We start from the raw sequence: 18,685 nt of genomic DNA, 5'->3' as shown, positions 1-18,685 counted from the left end.
TGGTTAGATACGACGCTTAAATATCAGCTAGCGAAACCGAGCGCCAGCGACTTCACCATTAAGTTACTGGCGCTCATTTGGACTCCATTGGGAGTCCTTTTGGAGTTAATAAATGAATGCTTCAACAATCCACGCGCCACAAATCAAAGTCGCCGCGACTTATATGCGCGGCGGCACCAGCAAGGGCGTGTTTTTCCGTCTGCAGGATTTACCTAAGGCCGCACAAGTTGCAGGTGCCGCCCGTGATGCCTTGTTACTGCGAGTGATAGGCAGCCCAGACGCTTACGGTAAACAAATCGATGGCATGGGCGGAGCAACCTCGAGCACCAGCAAAACCGTGATTCTCTCCCCTAGCACCCAAACCGATCACGATGTCGATTACCTCTTCGGCCAAGTGGCCATCGATAAACCCTTTGTCGATTGGAGCGGTAACTGTGGCAACTTAACTGCCGCCGTCGGTGCCTTTGCCATCAGTAATGGCCTAATTGATACGGCCCGCATTCCACACAATGGCATCTGCACAGTCCGAATATGGCAAGCCAACATAGGCAAAACGATTATCGCCCATGTGCCAATCACCCATGGTGAAGTGCAAGAAACCGGTGATTTTGAGCTCGATGGTGTAACCTTTCCTGCCGCCGAAGTGCAAATCGAATTTATGAACCCAGCTGCGGACGAAGATGGCGGCGGTGGCAGCATGTTCCCTACGGGTAATGTTGTCGATGTGCTAGAAGTACCGGACATTGGCAGCTTTAACGCCACCATGATCAACGCGGGCATTCCCACCATTTTTATCAACGCAGAAGACTTAGGCTACACGGGCACAGAGCTACAAGATGATATTAATAGTGACAATGCCGCCCTGGCCAAATTTGAAACCATTCGCGCCTATGGCGCCGTGCGTATGGGCTTGATTTCACATATTGATGAAGCTGTTGCACGCCAACATACGCCTAAGATCGCCTTTGTCGCTAAGCCTAAAGCCTATGTGTCATCGAGCGGTAAAACCGTCAATGCTGATGAAATTGACCTACTGGTACGCGCCTTGTCTATGGGCAAACTGCACCACGCGATGATGGGCACGGCTGCCGTTGCGATTGGTACGGCGGCGGCAATTCCCGGCACTTTAGTCAACTTAGCCGCAAGCGGTGGAGACACTCAAAAAACGATAGATGCTGTACGTTTCGGTCATCCCTCTGGCACCTTGCGCGTTGGCGCCGAGGCAAACTTAGTGAATGGTGAATGGACAGTCGTCAAAGCCATTATGAGCCGCAGCGCCCGCGTACTGATGGAAGGTTTTGTGCGGGTGCCCGCTGCGTAATTTTATCTAAGTAAACTGTTCAACCAAAGACCTTGCTTCTCCCCCTTCCGGCAAGGTCTTTTTTCTATTCTCGCCCATCATTTTAATCTGCTTCGCCCGTATTTGTCTTAGCATGATATGTTGACATACCTGAAACAATGCTAAGATCCTTTAGCAAAAACGCCAGAATACAAACTCGTCATAAAAAGAATATTGGCAGTAAAACGGTACAGTTAATATATTGCATGATCTATTACAGAATCGCGCCCATCGATTTTGGTTATTTTTAAACCAAGTCAGCAATTTAAGTCGCATTTTTACAGCAAAATGGCATGTAAGGTCTAGGCTAAGAACTAAACTAAATAGAAACCTAATCAGGATGGGTCCGTTTTTGGTAGGGGAAAATTTGAGTCAACTAATCCACAAGCTAATGCTAAGTACGCTTTTTATCCTAAGTTTGTGGGGGATCTCGTGCAATGGATTAGCTCAACCATTGAGCGCGGCTTCCACACAGCTCAAATTTGAACATATTCGCAGTGAAGACGGCCTTACCCAAAATACGATTACTAGCCTGTTTATGGACAATGCAGGTATGTTATGGATTGGCACTCAAGATGGTTTGCATGCTTATAACGGTCACAGCTTCAATATTTTCCCCCATTCACCCAATGATCCGAGGAGTATTTCTGAGAGCTATGTCTCTGACATTATTCAAGACTCAGAAGGTAATATCTGGGTTTCGACTTTCAGCCAAGGGGTAAATCGACTCGATTTGAGCACAGGGACCTTTGAACACTTTGGCCAAGAACAAGGGCTTACCGATCCACGCACAACCAAACTCAGCGTTGTAGGCAATACACTCTGGATTGGTACTAAAGCAGGACTATTTTCCCTATCGACCAAAACCAAACGCATTACCCAAGTGAACTTAGGTAATAGTGTTCAACCCCACATCACCAGCTTAGCCAATGTTGAAGACACTTATCTGCTGGCAGGAACACAAGATAGCGGCACCTTTGCTGTCAGTGCCAATACTATCACTCGCTTAAATGTCCCGCAGAATCTCACTGCACATCAAATTAGGGCACATTCCGCTAATGCGATCACTTTAGCTCTGGGAGAGCAATTATGGCATTACAACTTGGCCTCACAACAGGGCGAAATCCTCTGGCAGACAGACGATAATGTGCCTTACATTAAAGATTTTATCCAAACTGAGCAGGGTGACTTTTGGGTTGTTGGGCCAGAAGCCGGTCTTATTCAACTCGAGAGAAACGATAAGGCATTTACTGCGGCCTACCACAGGTATGATCCTAAGCGTACCAACAGTATTAGTGAAAATAACATACTGAGCTTACTGCAAGATCCCTTTGGCAATTTATGGTTAGGTGCCAGTTATTCTGGTCTAGATAAAATTAATACCCGTCGTCAGTATTTTCAGCATATTTACGAATCCACACCTAACCTGTCGCAACAAAGTAACAACATTCGCACCTTGTTCCGCAGCCAAGATAATGCGCTATGGATAGGCACCGAAGGTGCTGGGCTTAAACGCATGTTAGCCAATGGAAAATATGAACACTACACGGAGCTCTTTGCTAACGCCTTAGGGATGCATCAACGCAACTTGAATCTTATCCTGCGAGATATAGACCAAGACAAAAATGGCGTGCTTTGGTTTGCCACTAACTATGGGCTAGGTCGACTGGCGCTAGATGGCCACTTCCAGTTACTCAAGGTGACAGAACGCACTGATCAAGGCTCAGAAACCAATTATATCCGTAGTTTAGATATTGATGAGCAAGGTCGCCTCTGGGTGGCAACAACCAATGCCCTCTACCGTAAGGCGATAGATACCGATGAATTTACTTTTATCTCATTGGCACATATTGATAATTTCTATCCGGCACAAAACCAGTTTTTAATCCTCAGAACACACAAAGATACGCTATGGATAGGTACACTCGATGGCCTGCTTAAACTGGATATGAAAACAGGCACAGGTAAATCCTACTTCCATCAATCCTCAGACAAAAACAGTCTGATCAACAACCGCGTCCGCGATATTTTAGTCACAAAATCGGGCGAGGTATGGTTTGCCACCCATGGTGGGATCAGCAAGTTACCGTCCCAAGAGACTGATACCGGTTTTAGCCACTATACCCGCAATCAGGGATTACCAAGTGATACCATCTATGCCTTACTCGAGGATCAAGAACACAACATTTGGTTTAGTAGTAATGCGGGGATAGGAAAGCTCAATCCTAAAACCAATCGTGTCATCATATTTAACGAACAAGAAGGGCTACAAGCACTGGAGTTTAACGGTGGCGTAAAACTTGAAGACAGCGATGGCGATCTCTGGTTTGGTGGCATTAATGGCATAAATCGTTTCAATCCAAAGTCAATTCCAGATCAACGACCCGATGTTAAAGTCGCACTCACTGGCTATAGTATTGCGGGTAAAGGGCACACTATTCTCGATTTGAGCCATCCACCTAGCATAGTAATGGACTATAGCGATCAGCTGATCAGTTTTGAGGTGACCTCATTGGATTTCAGCTATACGGGTAAAAACCGCTTCAGCTATTTTCTTGAGGGATTTGATAACGAGTGGCATGAGCTCCCCACAGGTAATGAAATCACCTTCACCAATATTAATCCTGGTCACTACCAACTGCATGTTCGCCATGGGCTACAATACAACACTCAAGGTGACTACGCCCTGTCTGTCGATCTTCATGTACAAGCGCCCTTCTATCGAACTCAGTTCGCCTACGCCCTCTATAGCTTGCTCTCTCTATGGCTGTTGGCTTGGATCATTATCTGGCGTAAAAGGAAACGTCAGCAACAGCGCGAATTTGAAACCAGTATCCGCGCCTCAGAGGAGCGACTCAAACTTGCACTTTGGGCCTCTGGCGATGGCATGTGGGACTGGAACATACCAGAAAATCGAGTCTATCGTACCAATATGGATTCTTCAGTCCCCCATTGGAATAGCAGCAATATAGCCCATGAGAGCATGCACTCAGAGGATAGAGAAAGATTCAAATTTGAGCTTAACGAACACCTTCAAGGTCGTTCGCCTTTCTTCGAAGCAGAGTACCGAGTCGAACGTTCCCCCGGTAATTGGGTATGGATTTTAGACCGCGGTAAAGTGGTGGAAAAAGATAGCCTAGATAATCCGATCCGCATGACAGGGACCAACCGTAACATTACCTCGCGCAAACTGATTGAAAACGAGTTGGTACTGTCATCACAAGTGCTCAACAGTATGAACGAAGCCGTTGTAGTGGGAGGATTAAACTATCGAATTCGTTCGGTCAACCCAGCATTTTGTGCCATTACAGGGTACACAGAACGCCAAATAACCGACAGGCATTTCATTCACTTAGCCTTTAGTCGCCAACAGCGGGAGTTGTTCAATACAATTGAACAACAGCTACTGCGTCACAAACATTGGGTCGGAGAACTGTGGATCCGCAATAAACAACGTCAGGCCATTTTAGTCTGGCTTGAAATCAACCAAGTGATCGATATTAAAGGCGAAACCAGTCACTTCGTTGCAGTATTTACTGACATCACAGAGCGGAAAAAAGCCGAAGAAGATCTGCGTTTCCTCGCCAGCTTCGACACATTAACTGGCTTACCGAACCGAACCTTATTTCAAGACAGGCTCAATCACGCGATTACTCAAGCGCACAGAGCGAATAATATCGTTGCCTTACTGTTCTTAGACCTCGACCGCTTTAAACATATCAACGACTCTATGGGTCATCATGTCGGGGATTTGTTACTGAAAGCCGTGGCAAGACGACTGCAAAATGCAGTGCGTGATGGCGATACTGTCGCACGCTTAGGTGGCGATGAATTTACTATTATTTTAGAAGGTGTTGCGAAAACAAAAGCCGCAACCCTGATCTCAGAAAAAGTACTCAGAGCATTCCAAACGCCCTTCCTATTGGACGATAAAACGCTGACCATCTCGACCTCAATTGGTATCAGCTTATACCCTAACGATGCGGACAACGCCGACTCACTGATTAAATTTGCCGATACCGCCATGTACCACGCAAAATCATCAGGTCGAAATAACTTTCAGTTTTATACCTCTAAGTTGAATGAAATCGCCACCCGTCATGTACAACTCGAAAGTGGTTTAAAGGAAGCTATCCAACGCAAAGAACTAAGCTTGGTTTATCAACCTAAATTCTGTTTACGAGATGGTTCACTCACAGGACTGGAAGCACTTTTGCGTTGGTATCACACTGAACTTGGTCCTATTTCACCTGTGGAATTTATTCCACTGGCGGAAGAAACCGGCATCATCACCCAAATTGGCCATTGGGTGATCAATCATGCTTGCCAGCAATTAGCCGAATGGAATAGCTTAGGATTTAACGGGATCACTATTGCCGTCAACCTATCGGCTCGCCAACTGAAGGCGGACATTATCTCCACCATCGAAGTTGCTTTAGCCGTATCAGGTCTCCCGGCTCAATCCCTTGAGCTTGAGCTTACTGAATCAATGATCATGGGCAATCCGCAGGAGTCGGTCAGCATCCTATCTAAACTCAAAGCCCTAGGATTGACCATAGCCGTGGATGATTTTGGTACGGGTTATTCGAGCCTAAGCTATCTCAAACGCTTCCCGATAGACACACTCAAAATCGATCGAGAATTTGTCAGAGACATCACCAACGATCCCGACGATGCCGCCATCACCAGCGCCATTATCGCCCTCGCTCACAGCTTAGAACTGAATGTCGTCGCCGAAGGCGTAGAGACCCAAGAACAGCTCAACTTCTTGGCGATGCAGGGTTGCGATCAAGTACAAGGTTTTTTACTGAGTAAACCCTTAAATGCCGAAGATTGTTTAACCTTACTCAAAAATCAATCTAAACCACAGCCACTTTGATTTAAGGCAATATCAACAAAAATAGCCAATAAAAAAGGCTCCTAGGAGCCTTTAAACATCACCACAAATTCCTTACTTTGCTAAACGTTCAACACGCTTAACCCAGCCTTCAGGACCTTTAATATGGCCCTTTTGGATTTCGGTATACAGTTTATAGATGCGCTGAACATGCTCGCCCACTTCACCATTACCGACAGTGACAACATGGCCATCTTCAAAAATGTAGGAGCCCACAGCAGAAACCACGGCCGCCGTCCCAAAACCACCCGCCTCGATAATTTCACCAGATTCAATATCAGCGATAAATTTATCAAGCATGACAGTCTCTTGGCGCACTTCACAACCGAGCATCTCTCCCAATTCCATAATGGATTGCGAGGTGATCGACTTCAAAATAGTATCTGTGAAGGTTGGAATAATCACAGTGCCATCTTTCAGAATGTGGAAATGATTCATCGCGCCCGCTTCTTCAATCTGTTGATTGGTTGAATCGAGATATAACACTTGCGATGCACCAAAGGCTGCCGCCGCTTTACCCGCACGCAACGAAGCCGCATAGTTACCCGCGGCTTTTGAGGCGCCAGTGCCACCCGATACTGCACGATGGAAAGTTTTGCTGATCAGTAAGCGTATACCTTTGTTCACGCCAGCCGCGTAATAAGCGCCACTTGGGCTTAACACGACACAGAAGGTATAACGCGAACTTGGGCTCACAGAGAGGCGGTCTTCGGTCGCAAAAATAAAAGGACGAATATACAGACACGCGCCTTCTTGCATCGGGAACCAGAGGCGATCGACATCGATCAACGCATTGATCGCATCCATCTGCATTTGTTCATCGATATTGGGAATACAGACGATATCGGCGGAGCGATTCATCCGCTCGGCATTCTTATTAATACGGAAAGTATAAATCTCACCGTCTTCATGCATAAAGGCTTTAGCGCCTTCGAAGATCGACTGGCCATAATGCAACGCCATTGCACCCGGTGCCATTTCAAATGGTCCATAAGGAACGATGCGCGGATCGCACCATTGTCCATCATGATAATCCATCAAAAACATATGATCGGTTCTGAGGCTACCAAAGCCCACATTCCCCTCGGGCTTGAATTGCTCAGTACGGCGCTCGGACGCAGGTTTTAAATTGTAAGTTATTTCCATCGCATACCACCTTGATTACTGAACAAGCAGACTAGGGAGCGACAGGAATAAAGTCAAGAGGGGCGCGCATATCTATACCCAAACAACCTGAAGATGCAGAATTCAGCGGCTGATTTTAATGATTAAGCAACACACTTTAGGTAAGGCCATTTATTGCTCCTGCATAAATGGCATTCACGCCATCCATGGCGATTACGGTTATTTGCGGACCTAGCGGGCTAAGTTAAAAATAACCAACACGGCCTCAGAGACAGGATAAAACAATCCACAATAATGCCAATGGCAAGTATTTTTGCCACAATAGGGTCGAACTTCCAATGAGATGATCCTATGTCAGATTATAAAATGATCCCCTGCGCCCACTACGACTATCTCGAACTCGCCTGTCTGCGTGGTTATCAACTCAAAATTGAGCTTATTGATGGCACCCAGTGCCAAGGTAAAGCTATCACCACGCAGACAAGAGCCGACAAAACTGAGTGGCTTATCATCCAACTGCAACAAACTAAACAGTCCCTTAGACTCGACCATATCGCCGCCATCACACCCCTCGAGCCTAATGCTGAATTTAGCCGAGTACTCATTGCGGCCAAGCAACCCTAGCAAAGGATATAACATGGCAACTATGATTTTATCGGTTGAAATCGGTCACTGGATCGGTGGGCATAACGGCCAATACCCCCATCTCATTGAATTTGATATGGCACATCTGGATAGACCCTTTCAGGTCAGCGAAGGTTGGGGGCATGGTTTAGGAGGCTCCGCTTACTCACTCGCACAATTTGTCGAAACGCCTTATTTCCTCAAACTCAAAACCGAGGCTCCTTGGGCGTTTGCCATTATCGAACAAGGCTTAGCCCAACAAGATATTGAGACTATCGCCACCGCACTCTCAGAACAATATGGGGATCATCCGCCGCTTGTCCCTGCACATTTAATGGAATACTTATTAGGTTAAAGCTAAAGGGTTTTGTTAGAAGAGAGTGAACGTGCTGAACCATGCAGGTTTAGTTAGCGAGGTGTATTGCAGAAAAACTTCACCGAGTCATGACACTCGGTGACAGGATTCAAAATAGGGATCGAAACAAGTTTCTAAACTGGACGAAAAATAGCTTAGCGCTTAAACCGCAACCGCCGCAATCACAGAGACTTCAACCAAATATTCTGGCTCGGCAATAGCGGCTTGCACACAAGCACGGGCTGGCGCATGACCTTTAGGCACCCAAGCATCCCATACCGCATTCATCGCATCGTAATCACCCATATCTTTCAGATAAATAGTCGCTGACAGTAAATGCTCACGCGAACTTCCCGACTGCGCTAACAAGGTATCGACCTCCTCAAGCATAGTGACAGTTTGCTCGGTGATGCCTTGATACTTGTCCTTCGCCACTTGACCACACAGATACACAGTACCTTGGTGGATCACTATACTGCTCATGCGGGTACCTACATCTAAACGGGTAATACTCATATTGATAATCTCTTAAATCAGATGCACTTAAATAAATGGCTCAGCAAGAACCGAATCGGCCATTTTAGCGATAAACTGGCTTTATGTCTGCGCCACGAATCTGGGCAAAGGTGAATAAAAACGTGCCATCAAGGCAAATAATCCTAGGCTACAGCTCACCACGGCCAGCCACACTAACGGTGTCGCCACGGCTAAATTGACTAATTGAAATCCGACTAAGGCTGCACATGCCGCGATCAAAGCAAAGGGCAACTGAGTCACCACATGGTCATGGGGAGCGCAACCTGAGCTGGTCGCACTGAGCACGCTGGTATCTGAAATGGGCGAGCAGTGGTCGCCAAATACCGACCCCGCCATCACAGCGCTCAGTACAGGTAACAACAAATGAGGATCCAAGTTATGGGCAATCTCTGCGCCAATAGGGATCATAATTGCAAATGTTCCCCAGCTTGAACCCGTCGCAAAAGCCATTATCGCACAGAGTAAAAACATTCCCGCTACCAGCAGGTGCGGGGAAAGATAAGCCTTAGCCCAAGCTGCCAATAATTTAGCGACGCCAAGATCTTGGATCACAGCGCCAATCATCCAAGTGCAGAGTAAAATCGCAATGGCGAAGGCGATCATGCGAACTCCGTGGCTCAAATCCCCCACTAATGCCGTTAAACGTCGCCCAGACAAGCCTAACATGGCAAGAGTGACTAAGGTTGCCAACAAACAAGCATCGCGCATAGAAGCGCCAATATCAGCCTTAGCAAGCCAAAGTGACACATCCCAAGAAGAGACCTGCTGAGCCCCCGACCACAAAGTTAATCCCACTGAAGCAGACAGCAGAGTCAGCATAGGGATTGCGAGCAGCCAAGGATTTCCCTTAACCTCGACCGTATTGGAAGATTCCACAGCAGTAGCAGCAACAAAAGAGTGAAAACCTACGCCATACCAAGCGACGAGCACGGACAAGCCTAAGGTCACTATGGCGTAAAAGTTAAATAAGGCCACCTCAATAAAGGCTTCCAGCGGCGACACGGGTAAAAAGCTGATCCCCGCGATAAGCGCCATCACATAGGGGCCCCAACTGGAGAAAGGCAATAGCGCACATAAAGGCGAAGCATTGGAATCAACTAAATAGGCGAGCTGCTCATGGCGAATACCATAACGCTGGCTGAGCGGCTGACAAACATGACCGACAGCAAGACAACTGAAAATCCCATCGATAAACACTAACCAACCAAGAAATACGACCCCAAGACGCGCCTGACGCTCAGTACGAATACGGCTATACAGCCAATCGCCAAACTGACCCACGGCACCGCCACGTGCTAACAATTGCGTCATGCTACCGAGCAGTAACATGGCGAACAGCACATTGAGATGCCACGCTTGCCAAGCACCTTGGGCATAAAATTGTTTTACACCGATATCAAGCAAATACAACCCAGTTTGCAGAGGATCAAATTGGACGATTAATAGGGCACCAGAGACAATACCTACACCTAACGCCACCAGCGTGCGGCGTAAAAATAGGGCTAAGGTTAAGGTCAACAGTAGCGGGAGTATGGCGAGCAAACTAGGCGACATGGACCATTCCGATAAAAAATAAAACCAAGAATACTAACGAGTTAATAACAAATGCAAAAAAACTTAATTTAGAACCCAGTAATAGGGTGTTTTTTAACCAAACGGCAAGAATCGCTATTCCTTAAGTTCTAGGCACTGCTAGAATCACAGTCCCATCCAGAAACCATAGGACTCTCCAGATGAGCCTTGAATTACTGTCCAAACTGGAAACCAAAATCCAGGCTGCACTCGAAACTATCGAGCTTCTAAAAATGGAGCTTGAAGAAGAGAAGCAAAAAGCGTCTACGCTGAGTGAGCACAATCAACAATTGAATGCGCAAAACCAGCAACTACAAGAAGAACTCACTTCTTGGAACGAAAAAGTGACTGGCCTTGTTGGCTTGTTAAACAGCGAAATCTAAACTGCATTAGTTTGATGATGCTGCGCTTCGATCAGTTCGTTCAATTCTAAAATAGCCTGCTTCACTTTTGGCAGGCTTTTTCTTGGCAGTAAAAACCGTCCCTTCTCAAATTCCAATCGTCCTAAATCTTTAACCCAAATAACACCAGTGAGAAAAATACGCGCGTGCTTAACGATAAGCTTAGGTGCGTAGACAGGAAAAACTCTCATATGACCACCTACAAGCATTCTTGTTGTTATTGATTACAGTTGTTTGACAGAAGCTTTGCCACTTGAGTTTCATCGTTAGAGTGGTATTTTTCATCTTTTATCGCCAAAAATACTTAATCGTTTGATTTAGTTAAACTATGAATATGTCACCCTGTGAGTAAAAAAGAAGATCGCCATAATAATGTCACTTGCCAATTTTTTGACACTCTGCTAAATTATTAACGTTACTCAGGGTAAAAATGAGTCCTCTGGCTCAAGTCCGTACTTTCTTTTACAAGAAGTACGGTTTTTTTTGCCCATTTTTTGCCTCGTCTTTATTCAATAAGTTCAAACGACTAGCCTATAGAGGCCTAACTCAGTACGTTAAGATCCCTATCAAAGCTTTATTTGCCTTGTTGTTGCCAACCGCCCAATAAAAAAGAGCCCTTAGGCTCTTTTTAAATGCAATCGATACAGCATTATCATCCGCTCATATGACAGCAGTGCGGGTAATGCCTATCGAACTATTTTTTTGCTAGGTAGAAAGCAATTTCTAACAGCTCGTCGTAGGATTTGATTGCCCCTGTTTCAACACGGTACTTACCGTTAACAACCAGAGCAGGTACACCCGTCAGCTTAGCGTTTTCAGTATCACGCTTCATCTTTGCCATTTGCGCCTTTACCATGAAAGACTCTGCAGCCGCATCGAAGGTTTTACCATCGACACCGTTAGCAATAAACACAGCACGAACATCATCGCGATTAGTAAAATGCTGTTTCTTCTCATGAATAGCAGAGAATAACGCCGCATCCATTTTCTCATCGACGTTTAACTGATGTGCGACTGCAAATGCGCGTGACATTTCAACCCCCATCTCTTTGCCGATAAAATCAACGTGTGCTTGGTTAAACGCAACGCCTTCTGGCTTCTCTGTGAGAATTTTTGGCACTACGGTTTTAGAGAAAGTAAAACAATGCGGACAATAGAAAGAGAAAAACTCAGTAATCTCAGGCTTCGCAGTTGCTGGGCCATCGTTAATCACTGTGTAATGCACACCTTCTTGGTATTCCACAGTCGATACTGCCAGTGGCGCCAGTAACAGAGCCGCGGCCATGAGTAATACTTTTTTCATGAAAATTCCTTAAATCATTTTGATAAATTGGCTGGAGACTAACATATTCCATTTTTTGAGTGTAACTCAAGCTTAAGAGTTCAATCTAATGTCACAAGATACGTCTGTGAAATCATATTTTGCTCAATGCTAATACGGCACTAGGCTCAGTGGTGGTTCGCTAAGGGCAAATAATTGCTCTTTGAACGCCAAAATCTGCTGTTCCCAATACTTTTCATCCCCAAACCACGGGAAGTTCATCGGGAAAGCAGGATCGTCCCAGCGACGGCCAATCCACGCGTTGTAATGCACCATACGCAGCGCCCGCAACGGTTCAATCAAGGCTAACTGTCTTGTATCAAACTCACAAAATTCTTCATAGGCTTCGAGTAAGATCTCAAGCTGCATCAGTTGCTGCGCTCTATCCCCGGTTAGCATCATCCATAAATCTTGAATCGCCGGCCCCATGCGAGCATCGTCTAAATCGACGAATCCGGGACCGTCTGGCGTCCACAAAATATTGCCTGGGTGTAAATCGCCGTGCAAACGAATGGCCGCAAAATCTTGGCGATCCCAAATCGCATTCGCCTTAGCCAGCACCTGCTCTACTACGGTAAAGAACGGCAAGCGTAGGCTATTAGGCACCAGATTAGATTGCTTTAACCAGGCAAGTGGCTCGGCGCCTAAAATCTGCGGATTCAGCGGTTCACGTTCAGCAAATACCGTTTGCGCCGCGTACTGGTGTATCCGACCGATGAACCGACCCACTAATTCCAGCTGCTCTAAATTATCGACTTCGAAGGCGCGACCACCCAAGGAAGGAAACAGGGTAAATCGATAACCTTGGTACTTGTGTAACGTATGGCCTTCGATAATTACAGGTACGGCAATCGGGATATCTTCTGCCGCGAGTGCGAGCGCATAATCATGTTCCTCTTGGATCTGCGCATCGCTCCAACGGTCTGGACGATAGAACTTCACCACATAACGCAGTCCTTCATCGCTACGGAACTGATACACGCGGTTCTCGTAACTGTTCAGCGCGAGTAAGCCCGTTTCCGGGTACACGCCCAGACTTTCGATCGCATCTAAGATCAAATCCGGCGTTAGGGCTTGAAAATGGAACTCTGCGCCGCTAGAACTCGTGGTTGGTGGCGTCATATTCTGACTCATATTCAGTTCACTCTTAGGTGAGGTTGCAGCAAAGTGGCTAAGTATTCCAGCACCTCAAAATCGGCTTCTCGTTCGGTCGAGAGCCAGCAAATGTTGCCGTAAAACTCATAATTGAGCCATAACTGGCTGCCTTCAAATTCTAATAACCATTGGTGCCTATCGGCGCCCCACTGACGCTCGCGCACAGTGCAATCGAGCGCCGCGGCTAAGGGTTCGGCAAAGTCGGCGAAACAATCAAAATCGATATCCGCACTGACCGCTAAACTTAAGGCGCTTTTATCTAAGCTAATGGTATCTAAGCTCATGGCTTTTAAATGCGTGCTTGGTAATTTCATGCTTGTTATCCCATCAACTACTACATGACATGATCAAACCTTGGCCCCAGTCCGGTGGACGCTTGGCTAAGTCTTCATGCTCTGCGTGTTCGGCAAAGGGCTGAGTTAAGATTTTTTGCAGCAAATGCAGCGGCGCAAGATTACCCTCTTCCACCGCAATTATCGCCTCTTGGGCTAAATAGTTACGCAAAATATATTTGGGATTCACACTATTGCGCTCAGTTTGCCACGTTGGGATATCCGCTACTGCGCCCAATCGCTGTTGGTAAACTTGATACCAAACATCAAACTGGCTGACATCAATAAAGTCATCCCGCAGCGCACTGTGTTTGCTGGTCGGATCTAACTTGCCTAATTGACGCCAAGTTTGAGTGTAATCGAGTTGATTTTTCTCCATCAGCACAGTAAATCGACCTATAAGTTCGAGATCCTGTTTGTCTTGCTCCACCGACGAAACATCAACTGCAGATAGACCTAGTTTTGCCCGCATCAAGCGCAAATAAGGCTGCACTAGCGCCTCTTGGTATTGATTAAGAATGGCAATTAAGTCATCGGATGGGATCACTGGTGTGAGCGCCTGCGCTAAACGTTGCAAGTTCCACAAACCGACTCCCGGCTGCTGACCAAAGGCATAGCGACCTTCGGGATCAGAATGATTACAGATAAAGTCTTCTTGGAATGTATCGAGGAACGCAAAGGGACCGAAGTCAAAACTGTCACCTAGAATCGACATATTGTCTGTGTTCATCACGCCATGGGCAAAACCGACCGCCTGCCAGTGGGCAATCATCTTAGCGGTATCTTGCACTACCTGTAAAAACCACGCTTTATAGCCTGCGGCATCACAACTCAAATGGGGATAATGCTGAGTAATAGTGAAGTTGAGTAATTGAGTCAGCTTATCGGCACGACCGCGCTCACTGTGGCAGAAAAACTCGAAATGACCGAAACGAATGTGGCTGCGAGCTAAACGTACGGTAATGGCTGCGGTTTCTTGGCTCTCACGCCATACGGGCAAGTCAGAGCCAATCACAGCCAAGGCGCGGGTCGTCGGCACATGCAGATGATGCAGCGCCTCAGAGACTAAAAACTCGCGCACTGCGGAGCGCATCACAGCACGGCCATCACCACGGCGCGAATAAGGCGTCGGACCGCCGCCTTTAAGAGCGACATCCCATGCGCCATTTGGACCAATCGCTTCACCTAAAATGATCGAACGTCCATCCCCTAAGCGCGGCGTGTAACCGCCAAATTGGTGGCCACTATAGACTTGGGCATAGTAAGTCGCGCCATCGACGGCAGCATTGCCAGATAAGCCCAATAACAGCTCATCTGTGGGTTGGCTTAAGCCAATCAATTGGGCGGCGTCATCACTCCATGCCAGCCATTCAGGCTTAGTTATCCCTTGCGGGTATACTTGCGAGTAAAACTCAGGTAACTGCGTAAAAAAATCCTGTTTAAACTTCATCTTGTCCACCTATTGGCTCATGGTCTTGCAAACCAGCACCGACTTATCGTCGAACTCACATAGGTGCCCACATTGATAAGATCCAAGGCCAAAACCACTCACGCCAGAACGACTTAGGCGTTGCATACCATGAGCCTTGCTCTGGCATTGCGCTAGAGAATCGTAGTAACCATTAATATCTTCGGCCTGCAAAGGTGTCACCGGAATGGCACTCACATCGGGATAATAAAATAGGGTCCATTCTGGGGTTTTAGTACAGCCACTGAGTAGCAATAATCCAAGCCCGAATAAGACATTCGGTAAGGCATAGCTTAGTTTCATTTTTCCCCTATTAAGCCCATAAAAAAAGCGAACCTTAGTTCGCCTTTTGCGCATTCAGTTAGCAGGGATTCTACACTGCTTAGACGAGGGAAATAACCGCTTTTCGACTAAGGGTTTACCCGCTAAACGCTCCCTACAACATATCAAGCCGTGGTTGCTTTAGTCTGTGCTTTCTCAATCCGGTTGATTCGGCCCTCAAAGCCAGTGACAGTGCCATCGCTCAGCCCAAGCTCAAGTGCTTTACGACAGATGACAATGGCGGCATCGAAGGCTTGGGTATCATTTAGCAAGGTGGCTAAATGCAGGAAACCGGAAGATTTAAGCTCAGTATCTTTGCCTTGCTCGGCGCTAGCCGCTTGGAACAGTGCAATATACTCTTCCGCTAATTGAGCACCATAGTTGAGGTAATCCGCCGATTTACGCTGTTTGTAGCATTCAGCAATCATATTTTGCAGCGCGGTATAGCGAGCACTGGCTGACGTCGCTCCTTGATACTCCTCAAAGGCCCGAACTAAAGTCACATTCGCCCAAGCCCCTGGCGCAGCTACCTCAGAACGTGTGTTCGATACTGGCTCTGCTTCAGTCTTAACATCATCTTGTTCATCTGCAGGCGTGGCGCCTAAAATGATCACTGCCTCTTCATTATGGGCCGCAGGAATATCAACTTCGATAATATCTGTGTCTAGCGCCACCGAAATGCTCGCAGGGCTTTCGGTCTCACGGGGCATTAATTCGGCTTCAACTTCGATAACGGGCTCTACTTCAGCCACGCCAGTATCCTCAATCCTTTTAACTGGCTCAGGTTCTACACGCTCGGGCTCAGCAGCGGAGAAAATAGGTGCCTCTTCGGTGGGAACTACAGGTTTTACCGAGGTCGACTTGGGTTTCATCGCCTCTTGTTCTTCTTTCGCCAATCGCTGCGCGCGAAGGAATAAAAACACCCCGACAGCAATCAGTATAAATACGACTAAGATCTTCATTCTTGTTCACCTTTGATGGCCGCTTCTCATCAGAAGCCGTGTCAATGGGTTTGCCAACGTCCATCAGGACAGTGTCTATGGCAACCGAGTCTAGCTAAAAATTGAGCAGAGATTAACCGCTATTAAAGTCCATTGTGTCGGTGCAAATCAAGTATTTATGCCTTTTTATACGATCTTGCGCTCAAATAGTTATAGCCAATTGCGCTAGACTGGCACAATCGAGTTCCCTAATCCCCCCATCCACCTGCTTATAACAAACATAAGGAAAACCTGATGCAAAGTATTCTTATCGTGGCCCATGCCAGTCCCTACGGAACAGAAAAGCTATTTAATAGCTTACGCATCGCATTAGCCCTGAAGGATCAGGACGAGCAAGCGGTCGATCTTAAACTTTTTCTCATGTCAGATGCCGTGTTTGGCGCACTCAAAAATCAAACCACACCTGACTTAAGCTACAACCTGCAGCAGATGTTTGAAATTCTCTCGGCACAGCAAGTTCCTATTCTACTTTGCAAGACCTGCGCTCAAGCACGAGGCGTCACTGCGGAAATGATTATCGAAGGTGCGCATATAGGCACACTGCAAGATTTAACTCGCTGGACACTGGCCGCCGACAAAGTGATGCATATCTAAGATTTATTTTTAGGTGTGACATTGGGGATAGTTGGATTATTTAAAGCCCCATTTTGTGCGCACCTTCATAAATTGGCGCTTTCGTTTTGTCAGCGCCGATTTCACTGCCTATGATGGGATATCCGAGTGACAAGCTAAGGTATTCCAATGGGCACAGCCACACTGCTTACGGGCAAACTCCTGTACGAACACCAAACCATTGCCGCAATGGTGACAATTTATTGCAAGGCGAAACACCAAGGCCAAGACGCGACGAGCCTATGTGCAGATTGCATTGAGTTATTGGATTATGCCGCAACACGCCTAGATCGCTGCCCCTACGGACAAAACAAACCCACCTGTAATAAATGCCCAGTGCATTGCTACAAACCCGCGCAGAAACAAATCGTCAAAGAGATCATGATCTTTTCTGGTCCACGGATGTTATTACCGCATCCCGTTCGTGCAATCAAACACTTACTCGCGGAACGCATCCCTGTTCCCAGCGTTGTGCCCGAGGCGGCTTCAAATCGCCATCAGCGCATAGCAAGCCAACAGAAAAACTAACGGCGATACTTTTACCGAGCCGATTTCCCTGATATAACAGGGCTCGAGGTATCGCATATGAACGAGTTTCATAGTTTTTTCACTCAAGCTTACTGGTGGTTGTCATTATTTGGAGGCGTACATTGCCTCGCGTTAGCTATTTATATTCGCTATTTCTATCACCCAGACGCTAACCAAAAACTCCTCGCCGCTTTCTTAAGTCTTATTGCTCTATACTTCCTCACGGGTATGTTGAACCGCGATAACAGTCCAATTCCCATTCATATCCTATTCAATCTGATTAACCCTATCTATTTTTTGCTCATGCCTTTGCTCTATCTCTATTGCAAACGCAGTTTAGCACCAACCAATAAACCGCTAGGGTTTTCAAAGCATTACTGGCCATCTGCATTAACATTAGTTTTCGCCATTTTAGATATTGCCCTAAGATTAACTGCGCATCCCATTAACGAGTGGCAACCCATAGCTCTGATGCTTAAAGAAATGAGTATCAGCCAATGGGGCGCTCTACTCCCAGCGCTGTTATCTGTACAAACCTGTTTTTACTTTATCGCGCTGTGGATGTTGTTTCGTCGACATAAGCGCAATCAAAGAGATGTCACTCAAACCCAAGAGGCGCTCGGCACCATTCGGTTTCGTTGGCTGATAAGCTTGACCTTGGCCATGTTGTTGAATTGGTTAATCCGCGTATTTGTGGTGATTTTGCCTTTCTATCTTGGTGATAATCTATCGCTACTTTCCCACGCATTGCCAAGGCTGACCTTACTACTGAGCATGTATATGCTGGCGGTGTATGGGCTAAAGCAAATCACCCGCTCTGCCTACTTAAAAGGCCGCATGGCCGAACCAGAGTTAGAGCAACGCCCACTCGTCATTGAAAATATTCTCACCCCAGAGGAGTATGAATTTTTGCATCAAGTTCAGCAGGACGATGCAGAAAAAAACCAAGGTTCTTCGCCACCTAAGAACTAATTGGCGAAACTGCACTCCAATCATCACCACCAATATCACTCCAACCATTAAGTCGAACACTGAACCTAAGCTGACACATATGTCACTTTTGGCTGTCATTTGTGTCGATAAAGGCTAGTCTGGAA

General features: G+C 46.6%; 18 protein-coding genes. 8 read left to right on the top strand and 10 right to left on the bottom strand.

Going from position 1 to position 18,685, the window contains the following annotated elements:
* Positions 1-112: 112 nt before the first annotated feature.
* Together prpF and L5M51_RS18180 are read left to right on the top strand one after the other, a co-directional pair.
* Positions 113-1,321: a 2-methylaconitate cis-trans isomerase PrpF gene (prpF, locus tag L5M51_RS18185; protein ID WP_263173988.1), complete on the top strand. Its 1,209-nt coding sequence runs from the start codon at positions 113-115 to the stop codon at positions 1,319-1,321.
* A gap of 370 nt (positions 1,322-1,691) precedes the next feature.
* Positions 1,692-6,218: an EAL domain-containing protein gene (locus tag L5M51_RS18180; protein WP_263173986.1), complete on the top strand. Its 4,527-nt coding sequence runs from the start codon at positions 1,692-1,694 to the stop codon at positions 6,216-6,218.
* A gap of 72 nt (positions 6,219-6,290) precedes the next feature.
* Here L5M51_RS18180 and L5M51_RS18175 read toward each other — a convergent pair whose 3' ends face one another.
* The gene (locus L5M51_RS18175) at positions 6,291-7,382 is read right to left on the bottom strand and encodes a branched-chain amino acid aminotransferase (protein WP_131524942.1); all 1,092 of its coding nucleotides are present in this window, start codon (positions 7,380-7,382) and stop codon (positions 6,291-6,293) included.
* 330 nt (positions 7,383-7,712) lie between these two features.
* On the opposite strand from L5M51_RS18175, the gene L5M51_RS18170 reads away from it, so the two are divergent.
* Together L5M51_RS18170 and L5M51_RS18165 are read left to right on the top strand one after the other, a co-directional pair.
* Positions 7,713-7,985, top strand: a complete 273-nt coding sequence (locus L5M51_RS18170) for a Rho-binding antiterminator (RefSeq protein ID WP_131524943.1) — start codon at positions 7,713-7,715, stop codon at positions 7,983-7,985.
* 13 nt (positions 7,986-7,998) lie between these two features.
* Positions 7,999-8,340, top strand: coding sequence for a hypothetical protein (locus L5M51_RS18165; RefSeq protein WP_219251781.1), 342 nt, complete (start codon positions 7,999-8,001; stop codon positions 8,338-8,340).
* A 162-nt stretch (positions 8,341-8,502) separates the two neighbouring features.
* Here L5M51_RS18165 and L5M51_RS18160 read toward each other — a convergent pair whose 3' ends face one another.
* The gene (locus tag L5M51_RS18160; protein WP_263173985.1) at positions 8,503-8,856 is read right to left on the bottom strand and encodes a RidA family protein; all 354 of its coding nucleotides are present in this window, start codon (positions 8,854-8,856) and stop codon (positions 8,503-8,505) included.
* An 81-nt stretch (positions 8,857-8,937) separates the two neighbouring features.
* On the bottom strand, positions 8,938-10,431 hold the full coding sequence (locus L5M51_RS18155) for a Na+/H+ antiporter NhaC family protein (protein WP_263173984.1): 1,494 nt from the start codon (positions 10,429-10,431) through the stop codon (positions 8,938-8,940).
* Between the two features lie 179 nt (positions 10,432-10,610).
* Here L5M51_RS18155 and L5M51_RS18150 point away from each other — a divergent pair, with 179 nt between their 5' ends.
* Entirely contained in the window at positions 10,611-10,832 is a 222-nt protein-coding gene (locus tag L5M51_RS18150; protein WP_006083484.1) for a cell division protein ZapB, read from the top strand.
* Here the strand turns inward: L5M51_RS18150 and L5M51_RS18145 are convergent.
* From L5M51_RS18145 to L5M51_RS18115, 7 genes are all read right to left on the bottom strand, one after another.
* Complete coding sequence (locus tag L5M51_RS18145) at positions 10,829-11,041, bottom strand: DUF1107 domain-containing protein (RefSeq protein WP_006083486.1); 213 nt, start codon at positions 11,039-11,041, stop codon at positions 10,829-10,831. The two genes, L5M51_RS18150 and L5M51_RS18145, sit on opposite strands and share 4 nt — an antisense overlap.
* Before the next feature lie 503 nt (positions 11,042-11,544).
* Positions 11,545-12,153, bottom strand: coding sequence for a thiol:disulfide interchange protein DsbA/DsbL (locus L5M51_RS18140; protein WP_263173983.1), 609 nt, complete (start codon positions 12,151-12,153; stop codon positions 11,545-11,547).
* Between the two features lie 129 nt (positions 12,154-12,282).
* The gene (locus tag L5M51_RS18135; RefSeq protein WP_263147576.1) at positions 12,283-13,305 is read right to left on the bottom strand and encodes a serine/threonine protein kinase; all 1,023 of its coding nucleotides are present in this window, start codon (positions 13,303-13,305) and stop codon (positions 12,283-12,285) included.
* Between the two features lie 2 nt (positions 13,306-13,307).
* Positions 13,308-13,640: a DUF3630 family protein gene (locus L5M51_RS18130; RefSeq protein ID WP_173496154.1), complete on the bottom strand. Its 333-nt coding sequence runs from the start codon at positions 13,638-13,640 to the stop codon at positions 13,308-13,310.
* 13 nt (positions 13,641-13,653) lie between these two features.
* A complete protein-coding gene (locus L5M51_RS18125) occupies positions 13,654-15,108 on the bottom strand; it encodes a protein adenylyltransferase SelO (RefSeq protein WP_263173982.1) in 1,455 nt (484 codons plus the stop codon).
* 9 nt (positions 15,109-15,117) lie between these two features.
* On the bottom strand, positions 15,118-15,429 hold the full coding sequence (locus L5M51_RS18120) for a hypothetical protein (RefSeq protein WP_263173981.1): 312 nt from the start codon (positions 15,427-15,429) through the stop codon (positions 15,118-15,120).
* 143 nt (positions 15,430-15,572) lie between these two features.
* Positions 15,573-16,409, bottom strand: coding sequence for a hypothetical protein (locus tag L5M51_RS18115; protein WP_263173980.1), 837 nt, complete (start codon positions 16,407-16,409; stop codon positions 15,573-15,575).
* A 273-nt stretch (positions 16,410-16,682) separates the two neighbouring features.
* On the opposite strand from L5M51_RS18115, the gene L5M51_RS18110 reads away from it, so the two are divergent.
* The 3 genes from L5M51_RS18110 (at position 16,683) to L5M51_RS18100 (ending at position 18,560) form a co-directional block, all read left to right on the top strand.
* Entirely contained in the window at positions 16,683-17,042 is a 360-nt protein-coding gene (locus L5M51_RS18110; protein ID WP_006083495.1) for a DsrE/DsrF/TusD sulfur relay family protein, read from the top strand.
* 147 nt (positions 17,043-17,189) lie between these two features.
* A complete protein-coding gene (locus L5M51_RS18105; protein ID WP_071940633.1) occupies positions 17,190-17,588 on the top strand; it encodes a nitrous oxide-stimulated promoter family protein in 399 nt (132 codons plus the stop codon).
* A 57-nt stretch (positions 17,589-17,645) separates the two neighbouring features.
* Positions 17,646-18,560: a hypothetical protein gene (locus L5M51_RS18100; RefSeq protein ID WP_168826004.1), complete on the top strand. Its 915-nt coding sequence runs from the start codon at positions 17,646-17,648 to the stop codon at positions 18,558-18,560.
* The last annotated feature ends 125 nt before the right edge of the window (positions 18,561-18,685 follow it).

This window comes from Shewanella sp. SM73 (genome assembly GCF_025653795.1).
Lineage (GTDB): Bacteria > Pseudomonadota > Gammaproteobacteria > Enterobacterales > Shewanellaceae > Shewanella > Shewanella oncorhynchi.
The sequence above is the reverse complement of the archived record's forward strand: the minus strand, read 5'-3'. Positions and strand labels throughout refer to the sequence as shown.